Source organism: Candidatus Poriferisodalis sp., from assembly GCF_965221945.1.
GTDB lineage: Bacteria > Actinomycetota > Acidimicrobiia > Acidimicrobiales > Poriferisodalaceae > Poriferisodalis.
The window spans coordinates 470,736-488,224 of sequence record NZ_OZ244925.1 but is presented as its reverse complement, the minus strand read 5'-3'; the positions used below and the strand labels follow the sequence as shown (position 1 = coordinate 488,224).

Here is a 17,489-nt window from a genome sequence, read left to right as displayed (position 1 = left end):
CTTCAGCGCTGCGACCGCAGGCGCTTCCCTCCGGCAATTCGGTCACCACGGCGCCCAGAACCACAGCAGTACGTCCCTGCCAGCCACCGCTTCGATGTCGAAGGTTGTGCCATCCAACTGTGGTACGGCGAGCGCCAGCACTTGGGCCCGATTTTCGGTCGGCTCGGGTTGCGTGGTGACGTCTTCGGCTTCGCCGCCGACGTCCGTCTGGGTGTCCTCAGACTCGTCGTCCTCAGGGTTTGGTTCCGTGCCCTCCCCCGGCTCATCGTCGGATGCTTCCGCCGCGTCACCATCTGCCTCGTCGTCAGCCGCGTCGCTTGCGTCGTCCTGTTGGCGGTCCTCATCCTCATTCGTGGCGGGGTCGTCATCAGGATTCTGATCATCACTGGACTCGGCTTCCCGATCATCTGACTCGCCGGCTTCGCCACCGTCATCGCCGTCATCGCGTTCGGCACCGTTCTCATCGACGTCGTCATCGGAACGATCATCCGAATCGTCATCAACCGACTCTTGGCCATCGCCGGTGTCGTCGTCCTCGCGGCCGTCCTCCCCCTGATCATCGTCCTCGTTACCATCGTCACCGTCGTCGCGATCGGAACGATCGTCCAAATCGACGTCAACCGATGCATCGGCGTCGTCGTCGTCCCGAGACGAGGCATCGGCTTCGTCGCCTTGCTCATCCTCGTAGCCATCGTCATCGCCGTCGTCACGATCGCCCCCGTCCTCGTCGCGTGACTCAAGGTCATCGCCGTCTTCATCGTGGCGCTCTGCGCCGCTTCCCTCATCAGGGTCGGGTGCCAAGGTGTCGCTCACCGGGGCTTCCGTGGTCGCTGCGGCCGGCGCGGCCGTGCCCTCGACCACCGTTTGCGGTGTCTCGTCACTGTCGCTGCTGCAGCCAGCCACGAGGCCCGTACTCGCAAGGCAGCAAGCGACGAGAGTTGTCGCGCGTCGCAGGAGGCGGGCCACGGTTGGGAGCGTAACCCGCCGCCAGGCGTTCTCAGATGTCGCAATAGGCCACTAGTTTCACGCCGTGCCGCGCTTGTTCGTCGCCGTGTGGCCGCCCGAATCTGTCGTCGACAAATTGGCTGGGCTTGCTCGACCGGCCGCTCCGGGAGTCAGCTGGACAAAGCCGCACCGTTTGCACATCACATTGCGATTCCTCGGCGAGTGCGACCAGGACGAGACGTGCAGCACCTTGGAGTCGACGACGTTTCCCGCTGCTCAGGTGACGCTTGGTCCCGCTCCAGAACGACTAGGTCGGGGTGTGCTCATGCTGCCTGCCGAGGGCGTCGACGAGCTGGCCGCCTCGGTCATCGAGCCCACCCGGTTCATCGGCGACCCGCCGCCGGACCACCCGTTCGTAGGCCACCTGACCGTGGCACGGTTCCGGCGCCGCCCGCCGCAGGTGGACTGGCCACGGCTCCACGAAGCGTTCGACGTGACCCAGATCAGCCTCGTCGAATCGGCGCCCTGGGGCGAGTACGTGGACGTCGCGACGTTCCCGCTCAAGTGACCTAGACCGCTGCGGGCCGACTTGGCGAATCGGCCTGCAGGAATGTGACAGCCTGAGACCGCGTGTTACGGCAAAGCCAGTGTTCGCGCATCGACACGGCAGAACGCCATCGCTCGCAGAAGGGCCGGTCACAGCAGGGGGAAGCATGGGACTTCATCACGTCGCATACGCAACGAAGGATCTCGAGGCGACGCACCACTTCTATGAGGAGCTCATGGGGTTCCCGCTGGTCCACGCCGAGCAGGACGAGCGCCCAGACCCTGACGGCGGTCCGACAGGCTGGATCAAGCACGTCTTCTATGACATCGGCGACGGGGAGTGCATTGCGTTCTTCCAGATTGCCAACATGGGCGAGCAGGCCGACTTCAGCACTGATCTCAGCAAGTCGGTGGGACTGCCGGTCTGGGTCAACCACGTCGCAGTGCGGGCCACACCGGAAATGCAAGAGACCGTCCGCAACCGCATGACCGGGGCCGGGATGAAGCCGCTCATGGACATCGACCATGGCTGGTGCCAGTCGCTCTACTACCTCGACCCGAACGGCATCATGGTCGAGCTGTGTGCGGATACGACCGGCTTCGAACCCAACCCCGAGGGGGCACTTGCGGTGATGCGCGCCCCGGTGCCCACTGACGCCTCGGCCTGAACAAAGGCCAGCCTGCAGATGGGCATCACCCGTGAGTTCGTCGCGCTGCCGAGCGCTAGCGCCCCCCGAGCCGGCGTCGGCGGGCATCCCTGCCAGGGCGTCTACTACCGGCCCGAGGGCCACGAGCCTCGCACAGCACTGATCGCAACCCACTACAACATCGACTTCAGCGAGCACTACTTGGCCGAATACATCGCCGAGCGCGGGCTGGGATTCCTCGGCTGGAACACCCGCTTCCGGGGTGCCGAGCCGTACTTCCTGGCCGATCTGGCTCTCGCGGACATCGATGTCGGGGTCCGATGGCTGCGCGGCCAAGGCGTCGACTGCGTTGTGCTGCTGGGCAACAGCGGCGGGGGCTCGCTCATGGCCACCTATCAAGCCCAGGCCACGGCACCCAACTTGGTTCCCGAGTACAGCCGGCGAAGTCTCAGCCCGGCGATCGACGATATGGCGGGGGGTGACCTCTACGTCTCCATCGTGGCGCACACCGGCCGCGCTGAAGTGCTGACGAACTGGATGGACCCATCGGTCACCGACGAGAACGATCCCCTCAGCGTCGACCCAAACCTTGACCCCTACGCCGCGGACCGGCAGCCCCCGTTTGATCCTGAGTTCATTGGTGCGTACCGGAGCGCGCAGCGTGCGCGCAACGACCGCATCACCGCGTGGTGCAAGGACGAGCTGGATCGACTGGCTGCTGCGGGACACCGCGAGCGCCTGTTCGTGGTCCCGCGACTGTGGGCCGACCTGCGCATGCTCGACGGCTCGATCGACCCCAGCCAGCGAAGCGTGCCCGGTTGCTACCTCGGCGATCCGCGCCGGGCCAACTACGGGATCTTCGGTGTCGGCACGGTCAGCTCCCTGCGAACCTGGTTGTCGATGTGGAGCCTCAGCGACTCGCAGTGCAGCACCGACCAGGCGCAGCACATCACGCTGCCGGCGATCGTCATCGATGCTGATGCCGACACGGGTATCTTCACCTCTGACACGGCCAAGATCGTCGGCGCGCTGCGCGGCCGACCCGGTGCGCCCGACGTGCCGTTGCACAGCATCGCCGGCGACCATTACCTTCGGCAGCCTTCAGGCGCGAGGGCCGAGGCAGCCGATCTGATCACCGACTGGGTGCACACCCACACCGCTTAGAGTCTGAACGGATTGGCGGCGAAGTCGGGCAGCCCCGCCGTTCTCGACTTTGCGCAGCAATGCCGCCACAGGCGGCAAATTTGCACAAAGAACGCTCGACGGCAGCTTTCCGAGACGTCACCTCTCCACGCGGCCGCTTAGGCTGCGGCCCGCCCGCCGGCTGATCCCGGTCCGGAGTCTCTTGCCGATGCCTGACTTCCTCGACTCGCAGCACACCGAGGTCCTGCGCACGGTTGAGCGCCTTGCCGACGAGTTGGCGGCGCTTGCGGCACGGGTTGACGCGGAGGATCTCGGCCCGGCGACCCGGCAGGCATCCAAGGCGGCGGGCGTGTTCGGCATGACCCAGCCAGCGGCCTTCGGCGGCACTGAAGCGGGAGCGCTGGCGCTGACCATCGTGCGCGACACGCTCGGCAGCCGCAATGTGGGTCACTTGCCAGGAATACTCGGCCCGTCACCGGGAGTGCTTGCCAACGTCGGCGACCCGGTGCGCACCCAGTTCCTGCTGCCGTACTTGGCTGGAGAGCTACGCAGCGGCTTCGGCTTCACCGAGCCCGCCGACGCCCCCCGCCACACCTGGGCAGTACATGACGGGGACGACCTGGTGATCAACGGCCAGAAGTCGTACGTCACCGGCGGGGCCGACGCCGCCTTCATCAATGCGCTCGTCGAGATCTCCGGGACCGGGCCGGCAATGGTGCTCATTGAGACTGACAGGCCTGGCGTGACGCTGACCAAGCGGTTCGGGACGCTCGATGGCAGCCACCACGCCGCGTTCACGTTCTCCGATGTTCGGGTGCCGGCAACGCACGTCATCGGCGAGGTCGGACGCGGGCTCGGCAGAGCGCTGAGCCAGATCAACGCCACACGGCTATCGATTGCAGCCGACTGCGTCGGCCAGAGCCGGTTCGCCATCGACCTGGTCGAGCAGTCGCTCGCAGAACGATCGGCGCGGCGCAGCGATGGGGACACCCCGGCGCGGACCGGGACCGATGTCGAGAGGGTCAACCTTGGCGACATGCGCATCGCCGCCTACGCAGCCCGCAGTGCGCTCTACCGCACGGCGCGTCTGGTCGATTCCGGCGAGAACGCCGTCAATGAGGTCATGGCAGCCAAGTCGCTCGCGACCGAGACGCTGAGCCGGGTCTGCGATGATGCGATTCAGCTCGTTGGCGGAACGGCGCTCGTCGACGGCCACCCACTTGCCGGCATCCTGCGACGGGTACGGGCGATGCGACTTGCTGAAGGTCCTACTGAGGTGCTTGCTGCGAACGTTGCGCGGGGCCGGTTGGATCTCGGCCTCGGCCGCATCTGAGATCGCCGCGCGGGAGCGTTCTGGAGCGGCAACGCGACCGAGGTCAGTCCCAGCCGAGCTCGTGCAGCCGGTCGTCGTCGATGCCGAAGTGGTGCGCGATCTCGTGCACCACCGTCACCAGCACCTCTTCGACGGCCTCATCGGCCGTCTCGCACATCTCCAGGATCGGCAGCCGGTAGATGACGATGCTGTCAGGCATCGCCAGCCCGCCATAGTCATGGCGCTCTGTCAGCGGGATGCCCTCATAGACGCCGAGCAGATCGGGATCGTCTCCGCGGTCCTCCACGAAGATCGCGACGTTGTCCATGAGCGAGCGAAGCGCGTCGGGGATGTCTTCGAGCGCCTCCTCGACCAGCTCAGCGAACCTCGCCTCGTCCATCTCGAGCACGCCCCCATCCTGCCGGACTCCGCAGCCAAAGCAGTGGGTTTCTCGGCGATCGAGGGCCAACATCGGGTTGGGCAGTGCCCGGAGGTCAGCACTGCGTTGCGCTGTGTTTGATGCTCAGCACTAACGTGCTGGCGTGCTTGAGCTCGTCGTCACTGGCAACGATCCCGACGCCGCATCCGAGGTAGCGGACAACGTCAACGGGGTCTGCTACGCGGCCGATCCGGACGACCGCCGCGACTTCCCGTTCCGCACGCTGGTGCGGGCCATGACCGACTCCCCCGACGCGCTCGCACGCGCTGCGACAGTCGGCACGTACTTGGGTTTCTCACGCATCATCCGCGAGCGCCCCTTGGGGGCCGACCCAGGCGCGGCGTCACCAGGCTTGACGGCGATCTTTCCCATGGTCCACCACCCTGACCTGACCCACATGCAGGGCGACAACCACTGGCGCGACACCCACGCCCCGCTTGCGCTGAGGCATCACCCGGGCATGTGGGACTACACCCAGCTCAGCGTCGTCGCCACGCTCAACGGCCCGTCCTACGACGGCTTCGCCCTGGTCTCGTTCGCTTCGCTCGAAGACCTGCGTGAGCGATTCTTCGGTGACGACCACGACCGGGACGTCATCCGCGCCGACGTCGCGAAGTTCGCAGACATGCAGCGTTCGCCCCGCCGGGTGATCACTACCGAGACGATCTACCATCAGCGTCCCCCGGTCCCCGCCGTGACCTGGCCGCACGACTAGGCCGCACGCCGCGCCGCTCACAGGATTGCGCCTGTCTGACGCCATGAGCCATACGGCGAGCTGACCTTGACGACCGCTGCCCATACCGAATCGTTCAGCCGCGCACGGCGAATCGCCACGCTGCTGACGTTGGCGGCAGCGGCGGCAGTGTCGCAGTCGTTCGGCCGCTTCACCTACTCGCTGCTGTTCGCAGACCTGCGAGACGGGTTCAGCCTGTCCAACACCGTCGCAGGCGCGCTCGGTTCGCTGAACCTGCTGCTGTACGTCGGGGGCTCGCTGGTGGTCGCAGTGACGGTCGGACGCACGGGCCTGAGCGGAGCCGTTCGGATCGGCCTGGCAGGCAACGTGGTCGGCTTGGCGTTGCTGGCATGGAGCCCGAACGTGGGAGTCACGGCCCTTGCACTCGCGCTGACGGGCTTCTGCGCGGCCGGCGTGTGGGTGGGCACGCCCGGGCTCGCAGCCGAGCTGCTGGGGCCCGAACGCAGGGGTGCCGCCGCTGGCTGGATGACCGGCGGCGTCGGCAGCGGCATGGTCGCAGCGGCCGCCATCGATGCACTCCTGAGCGATCCGGCCAGCGCCGGCTCGACCGAGGCCGTGCTCGCCACTGCAGACCTCAGTCATCCGCGCAACGTGTACCGGATCGAATTCGTCATTGGCGCGGTGGTGCTGGTGGCCCTCGCTATCGCCGTGCGCAGGTGGTCGCGCACACCTGGCCGCACGGGTTTCGGCGGCGCCCGCGCCGCGCTCGGCAAGGTGCCCCAAGCCGGAAGGCTGATCGCCGCCTACACGCTGCACGCCTTCGTCGTGACGACGGTGCTCACGTTCATCGTGAGCCACCTCGAGAGCTACGCAGACCTCTTCGACGCGAGGGGCGCTGCGATCGCCTTCTCGTCCATCGGCATCGGCAGCATCGCCGGCGGTCCGATCTTCGGCCGCATGGCCGACCGACTCGGCAGACGACGCACGGTCACCATCGGCTTCGGCGTCTTGCTGGTCTCGATTATCACCTTGACGGCATACCCAGTACTCGCGCTCGGGGGGCCGCCGGTCGCATGGGCGTCGGCATTCGTGTTCGGCACCGCCTTCACCGGCATCATCGCTTCCATCGCCGCCCGCGTCAGCGACAACCTCGCCGGCGACGAGTTCGGTGCTGCCTACGGGGTTGCGACGATCCTGTTCGGCTTCGGCCTAGCGGCAGGGCCGCAGATCGGCGGCCTGCTCGCCGACTGGTTCGACAGCTTCGGGCCCGCCTTCGGACTCGCGGTCGCTGCCTGCGTCGCCGGCATCCTGCTCACCGGCTGGGGCGACGACCCGGCGCCCTCGGCGGGATCCGGGGCCCGGCCCGCTTGACGCTGGGCCAGCTGAATTGGGGCTAGCTGAATTCGGGCTCGTCCCACCACGGGACGTACTCGGGCAGGTCCTGGCTCGGACGCAGCGTGAACTCGGGAGGTCGCTTCTCGAGAAAGGACGCCACACCTTCATGCGCGTCCGCGCCTCGCCCGAGGTGGTAGATCCCCCGCGAGTCGATCTTGTGGGCCTCCATTGGATGGTCGGCAGCCAGCATGCGCCACAGCATGTGGCGGATCACCGTCACCGAGATCGCCGAGGTGTTCTCGGCAATGTCGGCAGCGATGGCTCGGGCTGCAGGCAGCAGATCGTCGGGCTCGTGCAGGCTGCGCACGAGCCCGCCTTCGAGAGCCTCGGCTGCATCGAAGACGCGGCCGCTGAAACACCACTCCAACGCACGCGACAGCCCGACCACGCGCGGCAAGAAGTACGACGAGCAGGCCTCGGGCACCAGTCCCCGCCGGGCGAACACGAACCCGATGCGCGCCTTGGTCGACGCCAGCCGGATGTCCATCGGCAGCGTCATCGTGACTCCCACGCCGACGGCGGGGCCGTTGATCGCCGCGATGAGCGGCTTGTTGCACTCGTACAGGCGCAACGCGAGCAGCCCGCCGCCATCACGCATCCACGACAGATCGTCGCTCTCGCGTCGCTCTGCGGCCCGTTCGGCCTTCTGCTCATCGGTCTGATTGTCGAAATCGAAGGCGGCGGAGCCCCCACCGAGATCCGCACCGGCGCAATAGCCGCGGCCGGCGCCGGTGAAGATCACTGCCCGAACGTCGTCGTCGGCGTCAACGAGGTCAATGGCGTCCATGACATCACAGAGCATCTGGCTGTTGAACGCGTTCAGTCGCTCCGGCCGGTTGAGAGTGATGGTGGCCACGTGGTCGTCAACCTCGTACAGGATCGTCTCGAACTCCGGCATGGGGCCTCCCCGGGTCGTAGCGCTTCATGTCCGCCACCTGATGCCACGGCCCCGGTGTTTCTACACGTCGAGCCGTCTCAAACGTCGAGGAAGCGACTCGCTGCAAAGGCGGAGCCGAGCACGCCCACCAGCACGCCGGCGATCACGGTGACGAACACCACGGTCGTGAACTGATTGGACGTCACCACGAACGACCTGAAGAACGCCAGGATCTCCGAGCGAGAGAACAGCCCCTCGACATGGCCGCGCAATGCGCCTGCCGCAATGGCTCCGATGATGCCGCCGATGAGGCCGTGCAGCATGCCTTCGAGCATGAACGGGAACCGGATGAAGCTGTTCGTGGCACCGACCAGCTTCATGACCTCGATCTCGCGGCGGCGGGCGAACATGGCCACCCGGATCGAGTTGAAGATCAGCATGACGCTGGCACCCGACAGCACGATCGACAGCAGCAGCACAATGCCTTGGAACGACGTGAACCACGTCCGGATGGCGTCGACCTCTTCACGCCCGGTCTGGACGGACAGCACGCCAGGGCGCTGGCGGAATTGCGCAGCGAGGGACTCGATCAGCTCTGACTCGACCGATCGGGGCACCACCCGGTAGGACGCGGGCAGCGCCTCGGGCGACACCTGAGCGAGCAGCTCGGGCTGGTCGGCCATCTGCTGGGACACGAGCGCGTAGGCCTCATCGGCGCTGAAGAACTCGATGCGGTCGATCTCAGGGTGCGACTGCAACTCGATGCCGAGTGCGTCGATCTGGGTGGGATCGATCTGCGGGTTCAAGAACACCTCGAACTGAACGCCGCCCTCCCAGCGGTCGAGCGCGTTTCCGCTGGCGTAGCCCGCCATGAGCCCCATGCCCACCAGCATCACGCCGACAGCCACGGTGAGAATCGCAGCGAACGTCAGCGTGAGGTTGCGCCGGATGTTGGTCCAAGTCTCCCGCGCGAAGTAGCGGATCCGGCTCACGGATCCACCCTTTCGGGGGGCCGGGAGGCGACAGCCTCCAGCGACTCCGTCTCGCTGCCGTACGCGCCCCGCTGCTCGTCGCGCACCAGCTCGCCGTGCCGCAGCGCCACTACCCGGCGCCGCATGCGGTCCACGATCGTCTGATCGTGGGTTGCCATGACCACAGTTGTGCCGGTGCGATTGATCCGGTCCAGCAGCGAGGTGAGCTCCTCAGAGGTGTCAGGGTCGAGGTTCCCGGTGGGCTCGTCTGCGAGCAGGATGAGCGGCCGGTTCACGAACGCACGGGCAACGCTCACGCGCTGCTGCTCGCCACCCGACAGCTCGTCAGGAAAACGCCGCTGCTTGTCTTCCAGCCCGACCAGCTCCAAGATGGCTGGGACCTGCGTGCGGATGACGTTCTCGGGGCGACCGATGACCTCGAGCGCGAACGCCACGTTCTCGTAGACGGTCTTGTTGGGCAGCAGCTTGAAGTCCTGGAAGACCGAGCCGATGTTTCGCCGCAAGTAGGGCACGCGCCAGCTGGTCAGCTTCGACAAGTCCTTTCCGGCCACGTGGATATTGCCCTCGGTGACCTTCTCCTCACAGGTCATGAGGCGCAGCATCGTGGACTTGCCCGACCCGGACGGCCCGACCAGGAAGATGAATTCGCCCTTCTCGATATTGAGGGTCACGCCGTTGACCGCTCGCGTCTGGCCCTTGTAGATCTTCGTGACTTTGTCGAAGCGGATCATGCGCGCCTTCGGGCTGTGCGGCCGGGTCGAGACTCCGGCATCGCTGTGTCGGTTATTTCCGGGATTTGACTACAGCAGATCTGGATGAGATTGAGCTGAGTCCTACGGTACGCCAGCGTCCTTGTGAAACCCGTTCACCGCCTGCGGCCCGCACACGGCTGCGGTGTCGAAACCGCAGCCGGCGGCGCCTAGTGCAGTCGGTTCCTACGCCACCCTCAGGACGGCGCTTCGAGTCGGATGCCTTCAAAGCGATTGAAGTCGCGATCGAACGAGACGATCTCGCAGCGATGCTCAATCGCCAGCGCTGCAAGATGCGCGTCGTTGACGAGGTTCCCGCCGGACCCCGACGACGCCAGCAGCTCCGAGACGATGCCGAGGTGCCGAGCCGTGGGTTCGACGACAACGCCGGCTGGCTGAGCGATCCACTCCCGTGCCCGTGCGATGGCTTCCGCTGGTGTCAAGGGCTGAGAGAAGACGCCTCGGTGAGTGGACACGCGGACGAACGCCAACAACGCCAGCCATGCGAAAGCAACCGTCGCACCGCCGTTCAATGCCCAATCGAGCCAACGCCTCGATTCGCGGTGACGGTCGGCGTCCTCGTTGACGGCATACAGCAGGACGTTCGCATCGACGAGCTTCACGAACCGGTTTCCATTCGCCGGGCCAACTCGGTGTCTTCGAGCTGCCCCGCAAGCTGAAGCGCCTTGGTCAAATCGACTTGCGGCGGGCCCAACGAGCGCGTCTGGGTGGCGAACGGTCGCCGGCTCGCACCCTTCGGACCGGCCTCACGCAGCAAATCGTTGAGTGCCTGCTTGAACGAGACCTTGCGCTCGGACATGCGGCGCCGGATGATCTGCTCTGCATCGGTATCGAGTGTCACCGTGGTCCTCATGTTGACAGCATAGCATCACCCATTTTGATGCTCTGCTGTCAATGCCTTCGACGGCCTCAAGTCCCGCCGTCTGCGCCCCGCTGGGAGCGTTGCCAGCGCAGGTAGGCCTCCATCAGGCCGTTCAAGTCGCCGTCGAGCACGGCGTCGACATTGCCGACTTCGACGTTGGTCCGCAGGTCCTTGACCTGTTGATACGGGTGCAGCACGTACGAGCGGATCTGGCTGCCCCAGGCCACGTCGCGCTGTTCGCCCGCCAGGGCTGCAACCTCTGCCTCGCGCTCGGTGCGCTGCAAGTCGGCGAGCTTTGCTGCCAGCATCTGCATGGCCCGGTCTTTGTTCTGGTGCTGGCTGCGCTCGTTCTGGCACGCCACGACGATGCCCGTGGGCAGGTGCGTGATGCGAACGGCCGAGTCGGTGACGTTGACGTGCTGGCCGCCAGCCCCCGACGACCGGTACGTGTCAATGCGCAGATCGCCCTCGTCGATGGGGACCTCGTCGGAGACCTCTTCGAAGAACGGGACGACCTTCAGCGAGGCGAACGCCGTGTGGCGGCGGGACTGCGCATCGAACGGAGAGATGCGCACCAGACGATGCACGCCTCGTTCGGCTGCAAGGAACCCGAAGGCATGGCACCCCTTGACAAGAAAGGTTGCCGAGCTGATCCCAGCCTCTCCCCCGTCGGTCGCCTCGGTCAGCTCGACGGAGAAGTCGTTGCGCTCGGCCCAGCGCTGGTACATGCGCAGCAGCATCTCGGCCCAGTCGCAGGCGTCGGTGCCCCCGGCACCCGAATTGATCTCGCACACGGCGTCGTTCTCATCGTGCTCGCCGCTGAACAGCGCCATGAGCTCGATGTCTGCGAGCCGGCGCTCGGCGGCTTCGACGGCCTCTTCGATCTCGGGCAGCAGCTCGGCGCCGTCCTCCTCGGCCGCCAGCTCGGCGAGCGCTGTGGCGTCGTCCACTTCTGCGCGTGCCCGCTCCCAGCGCTCGATGTCGTCGCGCACGCGTGACAGCCGGGTGGTGACTGCACGAGCACGTTCGGGGTCATCCCACAGCGACGGCTCTGACGCCTCGGCCTCCAGCCCGTTCGCCACCTCACGGGCCTCGTCGATCCCCAGGTACTGATGCGCCTCGGACACGCGCCGGACCAGATCAGCCAACGCGTCGGCATAGTCGCTCAAGGATCGGCTCACGTTGGCGCCTCAGCGGCCGTGGCAGTGCTTGAACTTGCGGCCCGAATCGCAATGGCACGGATCGTTGCGGCCCAGCTTCTCCTCGGCTGACTTGACCACGGTGCCTGTCGAAGCTGCAGCAATGCGTCGCGACTGCGACGGACCACTGGGACCGCGCGGCGCTGAGGCTGCAGCCGCACCAGATGGTGCGCCGTTGCCAGCACCGACAGTCGACGGCGTCAGATCCGGCGCGGTGTACTGCACATCTGTGGCCCCAGCAGCACCGTCGGCTGGCCTCGAGGGCACAGGCCCCGTTGTCGACGTTGATCCGGCGGCGGCCTCCGGCGATGTGACCTGCACGTGCATCACGTAGGTGACGAAGTCGCGGTAGACCCGCTCGAGCAGGCTGGCGAACATGTCGAAGCCCTCTCGCTGCCACTCCGCCACGGGGTCCTTCTGGCCGATCCCGCGCAGGTGAATGCCCTCACGCAGATGATCCATGTCTGCGAGGTGCTCCCGCCAGCGCTGGTCGATGAGACGCAGCAGCACTTGTCGCTCCACCTCGCGCATCGCTTCGGATCCGATCTCGGCCTCTCGTGCGGTGTAGTGGTGCTCGCCGTCGGTGGACACCAGCTCGACCGCATCGGCGACCCCCCAGTCCCGCTGAGCTTCGCCCGACAACTCGGCAACCGTGAGCTCGGTTGGCCAGTAGGTGCCGATCGTGGCCAGCAGCCCGTCGAGATCCCACTCGGAAACGACATCGCCTGTGCAGTGATCCAGCACTGCTGCTTCGGCAGCGTCGTGCAGATAGCCGAGCGACTCGGCGCGCAGATCGTCGCCACCGAGGATCTGCTCCCGCCGCGCATAGATCACCTTGCGCTGCTCGTTCATCACCTCGTCGTACTTGAGAACGTTCTTGCGGACTTCGGCATTCTTCTGCTCAACGGTGTTCTGCGCCCGCTCGATGGCCTTGGTGACCATCTTCGCCTCCAGCGGCACTTCGTCGGGCAACGTGCGATCCATTACCCAGTTCACCGCCCCGGTGGCGAACAGGCGCATCAAATCGTCCTCCAGCGAGAGGTAGAAACGGCTCGCTCCCGGATCGCCCTGCCTCCCGGAACGACCCCGCAGCTGATTGTCGATGCGCCGCGACTCATGGCGCTCGGTTCCCAGCACGTAGAGGCCGCCCAGCTTGCGCACCGCGTCGCCTTCCGCCCGGCACTCGGGCTCGTAGCGCTCGACACGGGCTGACAGCTCCGCTGCGTTCTCCGGCTCGTCCGGATCGAGCTTCTCGCGCAGCAGGTCGCGGCGCGCCAGACCCTCAGGGTTGCCGCCGAGCAGGATGTCGACGCCGCGGCCGGCCATGTTCGTGGCCACGGTGACTGAGCCCAGCCGACCCGCCTGGGCGATGATCTCAGCTTCGCGCGTGTGCTCCTTGGCGTTGAGCACGCTGTGGTCGATGCCCCTGCGATCGAGCGCGGCTGCCAGCTTCTCGGAGTTCTCCACGCTGACGGTGCCGACAAGGGTCGGCTGGCCCGCGCCGATGCGCTCAACGAGGTCGTCGACGACGGCCTCCAGCTTGGCCGCCTCGGTCTTGTAGATGAGATCGCCCTGGTCGTCCCGCACCACGGGAAGGTGGGTCGGCACCGGGACGACGTCAAGTCCGTAGGTGTTGCTGAACTCGGCGGCTTCAGTGGCGGCCGTGCCCGTCATGCCGGCGAGCTTGTCGTAGAGGCGGAAGTAGTTCTGCAGCGTGATGGTGGCGAGCGTCTGGTTTTCCTCTTTGATCGCCACCCCCTCCCTGGCCTCGACTGCCTGGTGGAGGCCCTCGCTCCAGCGCCGCCCTTCAAGGATGCGGCCCGTGAATTCGTCGACGATCTTCACCTCGCCATGAGAGACGACATAGTCCTTGTCGCGCCGGTAGAGCTCCTTGGCCCGCAGTGCGGCGTTCATCTGGTGAACCAGGTTGGCCGAGACCTCGTCGTACAGGTTGTCGATGTTGAGCGCCCGCTCGACCTTGGTGATGCCCGGCTCGAGCACTGCCACGTTGCGCTTGTCTTCTTCGACCTCGTAGTCGACGTCGCGGATCATCGTCGCGGCGATACGAGCGAACTGCTGGTAGAGCTTGGCGGCGTCCGCAACCCGGCCGCTGATGATGAGCGGCGTCCGCGCCTCGTCGATGAGGATCGAGTCGACCTCGTCGACGATGCAGTAATTGTGGCCGCGCTGGACTTGGACGCTGCGATTCGGCGCCATGTTGTCTCGCAGATAGTCGAAGCCGAACTCGTTGTTGGTGCCGTAGGTGATGTCGGCGGCGTACTGGCGACGCTTGTGCGCAGCGTCGTAGGGGCCGGGCACCACGAGCCCCACCTCCATACCCAGGAAGCGGTGGATGCGGCCCATCCACTCGGCGTCGCGGGCGGCCAGGTAGTCGTTCACGGTGACGATGTGGACGCCCTTGCCACTCAGCGCATTGAGGTACACCGGCAGGGTCGAGACGAGCGTCTTTCCCTCGCCGGTGCGCATCTCGGCCACCCAGCCGAAATGCAGCGCCGCCCCGCCGATGAGCTGCACGTCGTAGTGGCGCTGGCCGATGACACGGCGCGCCGCCTCGCGCATGACCGCGAAGGCATCGACGAGGACGTCGTTGAGGTCGGCGCCGCGGTCGAGCTCAGCGCGAAACTCGCCCGTGCGAGCCCGCAACTCGTCATCGGAGAGCCGCTCCACCTCTGGCTCGACGGCGTTGATTTCGGGAGCCAACTCCTCCAGCAGGCGCAGCTTCTTGCCTTCCCCGGCACGGAGCACACGCTGAAACAGAGCCACGAGCGCAGGCTACCGCTGGCCCCCAGCACCAGAGCCGAGGATTAAAGAAAGGTTCAGGCGTCGATCTCGATGAGCCCAGCGTCTCCGTCCGAGCGCAGGTACACCACGCTCGGCTTGTCGCTGTCGACATTCACGAAGAGGAAGAAATCGTGGTCGAGCAGCTGCATCCGGGCGACCGCTTCGGCGGGATCCATAAACTCCAGCTCGAACGTCTTGCGGCGCACGATACGCGGGACCCATTCAGGGTCGTCGATGTCCGCCGCCTGCTCGGGAGCCACAGCACCGTTGACCAGTTCGTTGTCGAGGCGAGCCAGCGGATGGTGGACCTCATCGCGTTGCAGGTTCGGGCGCCGGCGCCGTACAACACGAGTCTTGAGCTTGCGCAACTGCTTGCCGAGCTTGCCGACTGCGAGGTCGACCGCTTGGTGCTGGTCAACGCCGGACACTGAGGCGCGCACACGGTGTCCGTGCCCGAGCAGTGTGACCTCCACCTGCTCACGCTCGGCGATGCGCGGGTTTTTCTCCTCCCGGAACACCACCTCGGCCCGATCCAGGTCACCGACGAATCTGTCCAGCGCCCCGATCTTCCGCTCCACCGCAGCCCGCACATCGTCGGGAACCTGAACCTTGCGACCCGTGATGATGATCTGCATTGCCTCGGCTTTCTGGGTAGCTGCCCGGTGAGACGTTCCTGCCCGAAGTGAAGGGATTGCCATGTTAGGCAACAGACGCGGCACCGTCGTGACCCCGCCGAGCACACGCTGCCACGTGCACGGAGGCTGCGCGCGCATCCAACAACGCAGCGGTCGCGGCGCGCAGCGTCGCCCCGGTGGTGAGCACGTCATCGACAAGCAGAATCCGGCGCCCCGCGACACGAACGCGTGCATTGAAACGTGGACCGTGGAGACGTTCGGTTCTGCTGGCGCCCGACTGTGCTCTCGTGCCGATCCGCCGCAACAACCGCGCCGGGCGCACACGCAACGCCTTGGCGGTTGTTCTCGCCAGCGTCTCAGCCTGGTCAAAGCCGCGCGAGCGGCGGTGAGCTGCCGTCGTCGGCGCCCAGGTGACTGTGTCGATGCGCGCCGGCAGAGCCGCCGCTGTGTCGATCGACCCCTGTGACGGCGCTGCGAGGTGTGCGAGGGCGAGCGATTCTCCGAGCCATCGCGCGATGGCTCGCTCGCCCCGGTACTTGAGCGCATGGATGAACTCGCGACCGACGCCGTCGTGCGAGAAGAGCAGGGCGACCGATTCGGCACCCGGTACCGACGCCGGCTCGGGATCGCTCAGTGCCCCGATGCACTCAGCGCACGGGCACCATCCCAATGCGTGGCAGCCAGGACAGCGCACTTCGAACAGCATGACGCGGACCGTAGGTGCGCGGCCGCCGGGTGCTGAAGCGAATTTGGGCGTCAGTAGCGGTAGCGGTCTGCCTTGTAGGGGCCCTCAGGGTCGAGGCCGAGGTAGGAGGCCTGCTCTGAGGTCAGGCGGGTGAGCTTGGCCCCGAGCTTGTCGAGGTGCAGGCGCGCCACCTCCTCGTCGAGGTGCTTGGGCAGCACGTGGACGTCGACGTCAAGCTCGGATGCGTGCGCATGCAGTTCGAGCTGGGCGAGCACCTGGTTCGTGAAGCTCATCGACATCACGAAGCTGGGATGCCCGGTCGCGCAGCCCAGATTCACGAGCCGGCCTTCGGCCAGCACGATGATCGAATTGCCGGTCGGGAAGACGAACTCGTCCACCTGGGGCTTGATCGGGTTTCGCCGGACATCTGACATCGCCGCCAGGCCCGCCATGTCAATCTCGTTGTCGAAGTGCCCGATGTTGGCCACGACGGCTTGGTGCTTCATACGCGACATGTGCTCGGCGGAGATGATGTCGCGGTTGCCGGTCGCGGTGACGTAGATGTCGGCGATGTCGAGCACGTTTTCGAGCCGGTCGACTTCGAAACCCTCCATGGCGGCTTGCAGCGCGTTGATGGGGTCGATCTCCGAGACTATGACCCGGCAGCCTTGGCCCCGAAGCGCCTGTGCGCAGCCCTTGCCGACATCGCCGTAGCCCGCCACGAACGCCACCTTGCCGCCGAGCATGACGTCGGTTGCCCGGTTGATGCCGTCGATGAGCGAATGGCGGCAGCCGTAGAGGTTGTCGAACTTGGACTTGGTGACCGAGTCGTTCACGCTGTACGCCGGGAAGGTCAGCTCGCCGCGGGCAGCCATGTCGTAGAGCCGGTTCACGCCAGTGGTGGTCTCCTCTGAGACGCCGCGGATGCCCGCCGCAATCTCTGCCCACAGGCCGGGCTCGGTCTGCTGCAACTCGCCAAGCAACTCGTGCACCGCGACCTCGTCGGGAGGGGCCGCATCGGGACCGTCGGCCAGCAGGACCGGGACTTCGCCCATGCTCTCGTAGCGGGCGCCAAGGTGGACCATCAAAGTGGCATCGCCGCCGTCGTCGACGATCAGCGTGGGACCGGGACCGTCCGGCCAGCGCAGCGCGCGGTAGTTGCAGCGCCAGTACTCCGGGAGCGTCTCGCCCTTCCACGCGAAGACCGGCACGCCCCGCGGCTCGTCGAGAGTCCCGTCCCGCCCGACCACCACCGCTGCCGCTGCCTCATCCTGGGTGGAGAAGATGTTGCACGAGGCCCAGCGCACCTGAGCTCCGAGATCGGTCAGCGTCTCGATGAGCACGGCGGTCTGCACGGTCATGTGCAGCGAGCCGGTGATGCGGGCCCCCCGCAGCGGCTGCGCGTCGAAGTGCCGGGCGCGCAGCGCCATGAGCCCAGGCATCTCGGCCTCAGCCAGCTCGATCTGCCGGCGGCCCGCTGCCGCCAAGCCGAGATCGGCGACCTCAAAGTCGGTTGTCGGCTGGAGAGTCGCAGTCATCGGATCAC

At 66.4% G+C, this 17,489-nt stretch carries 18 protein-coding genes; 6 read left to right on the top strand and 12 right to left on the bottom strand.

Annotated elements, in window-relative coordinates:
• Positions 1 to 42: 42 nt before the first annotated feature.
• Positions 43 to 813 (bottom strand): hypothetical protein, encoded by a 771-nt coding sequence (locus ACOQPH_RS02280; protein ID WP_420623135.1) that lies wholly within the window; start codon positions 811 to 813, stop codon positions 43 to 45.
• Positions 814 to 1,030: 217 nt separating this feature from the next.
• Between ACOQPH_RS02280 and ACOQPH_RS02275 the strand changes: the two genes are divergently transcribed.
• The 4 genes from ACOQPH_RS02275 (at position 1,031) to ACOQPH_RS02260 (ending at position 4,614) form a co-directional block, all read left to right on the top strand.
• A complete protein-coding gene (locus tag ACOQPH_RS02275) occupies positions 1,031 to 1,513 on the top strand; it encodes a 2'-5' RNA ligase family protein (RefSeq protein WP_420623134.1) in 483 nt (160 codons plus the stop codon).
• Positions 1,514 to 1,658: 145 nt separating this feature from the next.
• Positions 1,659 to 2,159, top strand: coding sequence for a VOC family protein (locus ACOQPH_RS02270; RefSeq protein WP_420623133.1), 501 nt, complete (start codon positions 1,659 to 1,661; stop codon positions 2,157 to 2,159).
• Between the two features lie 18 nt (positions 2,160 to 2,177).
• Positions 2,178 to 3,302, top strand: coding sequence for an alpha/beta hydrolase family protein (locus ACOQPH_RS02265; RefSeq protein ID WP_420623132.1), 1,125 nt, complete (start codon positions 2,178 to 2,180; stop codon positions 3,300 to 3,302).
• A 187-nt stretch (positions 3,303 to 3,489) separates the two neighbouring features.
• Entirely contained in the window at positions 3,490 to 4,614 is a 1,125-nt protein-coding gene (locus tag ACOQPH_RS02260; protein ID WP_420623131.1) for an acyl-CoA dehydrogenase family protein, read from the top strand.
• Positions 4,615 to 4,657: 43 nt separating this feature from the next.
• Here ACOQPH_RS02260 and ACOQPH_RS02255 read toward each other — a convergent pair whose 3' ends face one another.
• Positions 4,658 to 5,002 carry a metallopeptidase family protein gene (locus ACOQPH_RS02255; RefSeq protein ID WP_419552485.1) on the bottom strand — a complete coding sequence of 115 codons (345 nt, stop codon included), beginning with the start codon at positions 5,000 to 5,002 and terminating at the stop codon, positions 4,658 to 4,660.
• 133 nt (positions 5,003 to 5,135) lie between these two features.
• Between ACOQPH_RS02255 and ACOQPH_RS02250 the strand changes: the two genes are divergently transcribed.
• Positions 5,136 to 5,747 (top strand): EthD family reductase, encoded by a 612-nt coding sequence (locus ACOQPH_RS02250; protein WP_420623130.1) that lies wholly within the window; start codon positions 5,136 to 5,138, stop codon positions 5,745 to 5,747.
• A 66-nt stretch (positions 5,748 to 5,813) separates the two neighbouring features.
• On the top strand, positions 5,814 to 7,097 hold the full coding sequence (locus tag ACOQPH_RS02245) for an MFS transporter (RefSeq protein WP_420623129.1): 1,284 nt from the start codon (positions 5,814 to 5,816) through the stop codon (positions 7,095 to 7,097).
• Positions 7,098 to 7,119: 22 nt separating this feature from the next.
• On the opposite strand, the gene ACOQPH_RS02240 is transcribed toward ACOQPH_RS02245, so the two are convergent.
• From ACOQPH_RS02240 to ahcY, 10 genes are all read right to left on the bottom strand, one after another.
• Positions 7,120 to 8,019, bottom strand: coding sequence for a crotonase/enoyl-CoA hydratase family protein (locus ACOQPH_RS02240; protein ID WP_420623128.1), 900 nt, complete (start codon positions 8,017 to 8,019; stop codon positions 7,120 to 7,122).
• Positions 8,020 to 8,096: 77 nt separating this feature from the next.
• Positions 8,097 to 8,990 (bottom strand): cell division protein FtsX, encoded by an 894-nt coding sequence (locus ACOQPH_RS02235; protein ID WP_420623127.1) that lies wholly within the window; start codon positions 8,988 to 8,990, stop codon positions 8,097 to 8,099.
• Positions 8,987 to 9,721, bottom strand: coding sequence for a cell division ATP-binding protein FtsE (ftsE, locus tag ACOQPH_RS02230; protein WP_420623126.1), 735 nt, complete (start codon positions 9,719 to 9,721; stop codon positions 8,987 to 8,989). Before ftsE ends, ACOQPH_RS02235 begins: the two co-directional genes overlap by 4 nt.
• A gap of 215 nt (positions 9,722 to 9,936) precedes the next feature.
• Positions 9,937 to 10,362, bottom strand: coding sequence for a type II toxin-antitoxin system VapC family toxin (locus ACOQPH_RS02225; RefSeq protein WP_420623125.1), 426 nt, complete (start codon positions 10,360 to 10,362; stop codon positions 9,937 to 9,939).
• Positions 10,359 to 10,613: an antitoxin gene (locus tag ACOQPH_RS02220; RefSeq protein WP_419552478.1), complete on the bottom strand. Its 255-nt coding sequence runs from the start codon at positions 10,611 to 10,613 to the stop codon at positions 10,359 to 10,361. Before ACOQPH_RS02220 ends, ACOQPH_RS02225 begins: the two co-directional genes overlap by 4 nt.
• Positions 10,614 to 10,669: 56 nt before the next feature.
• On the bottom strand, positions 10,670 to 11,791 hold the full coding sequence (prfB, locus tag ACOQPH_RS02215; protein WP_420624292.1) for a peptide chain release factor 2: 1,122 nt from the start codon (positions 11,789 to 11,791) through the stop codon (positions 10,670 to 10,672).
• A 21-nt stretch (positions 11,792 to 11,812) separates the two neighbouring features.
• Positions 11,813 to 14,605 (bottom strand): preprotein translocase subunit SecA, encoded by a 2,793-nt coding sequence (gene secA / locus ACOQPH_RS02210; RefSeq protein ID WP_420623124.1) that lies wholly within the window; start codon positions 14,603 to 14,605, stop codon positions 11,813 to 11,815.
• Positions 14,606 to 14,658: 53 nt separating this feature from the next.
• Positions 14,659 to 15,321 carry a ribosome hibernation-promoting factor, HPF/YfiA family gene (hpf, locus tag ACOQPH_RS02205; RefSeq protein WP_420623123.1) on the bottom strand — a complete coding sequence of 221 codons (663 nt, stop codon included), beginning with the start codon at positions 15,319 to 15,321 and terminating at the stop codon, positions 14,659 to 14,661.
• 1 nt (position 15,322) lies between these two features.
• Complete coding sequence (locus ACOQPH_RS02200) at positions 15,323 to 15,964, bottom strand: ComF family protein (protein ID WP_420623122.1); 642 nt, start codon at positions 15,962 to 15,964, stop codon at positions 15,323 to 15,325.
• 50 nt (positions 15,965 to 16,014) lie between these two features.
• Positions 16,015 to 17,481, bottom strand: coding sequence for an adenosylhomocysteinase (gene ahcY / locus ACOQPH_RS02195; protein ID WP_420623121.1), 1,467 nt, complete (start codon positions 17,479 to 17,481; stop codon positions 16,015 to 16,017).
• Between the last annotated feature and the right edge of the window lie 8 nt (positions 17,482 to 17,489).

Bases quoted from the DNA above. Each gene is read 5' to 3' on its own strand.
- ACOQPH_RS02270 (WP_420623133.1), top strand. From the start codon at position 1,659: ATGGGACTTCATCACGTCGCATACGCAACGAAGGATCTCGAGGCGACG.
- ACOQPH_RS02265 (WP_420623132.1), top strand. From the start codon at position 2,178: ATGGGCATCACCCGTGAGTTCGTCGCGCTGCCGAGCGCTAGCGCCCCC.
- ahcY (WP_420623121.1), bottom strand. From the start codon at position 17,481: ATGACTGCGACTCTCCAGCCGACAACCGACTTTGAGGTCGCCGATCTC.
- ftsE (WP_420623126.1), bottom strand. From the start codon at position 9,721: ATGATCCGCTTCGACAAAGTCACGAAGATCTACAAGGGCCAGACGCGA.
- ACOQPH_RS02200 (WP_420623122.1), bottom strand. From the start codon at position 15,964: ATGCTGTTCGAAGTGCGCTGTCCTGGCTGCCACGCATTGGGATGGTGC.
- ACOQPH_RS02260 (WP_420623131.1), top strand. From the start codon at position 3,490: ATGCCTGACTTCCTCGACTCGCAGCACACCGAGGTCCTGCGCACGGTT.
- ACOQPH_RS02240 (WP_420623128.1), bottom strand. From the start codon at position 8,019: ATGCCGGAGTTCGAGACGATCCTGTACGAGGTTGACGACCACGTGGCC.
- ACOQPH_RS02220 (WP_419552478.1), bottom strand. From the start codon at position 10,613: ATGAGGACCACGGTGACACTCGATACCGATGCAGAGCAGATCATCCGG.
- hpf (WP_420623123.1), bottom strand. From the start codon at position 15,321: ATGGCAATCCCTTCACTTCGGGCAGGAACGTCTCACCGGGCAGCTACC.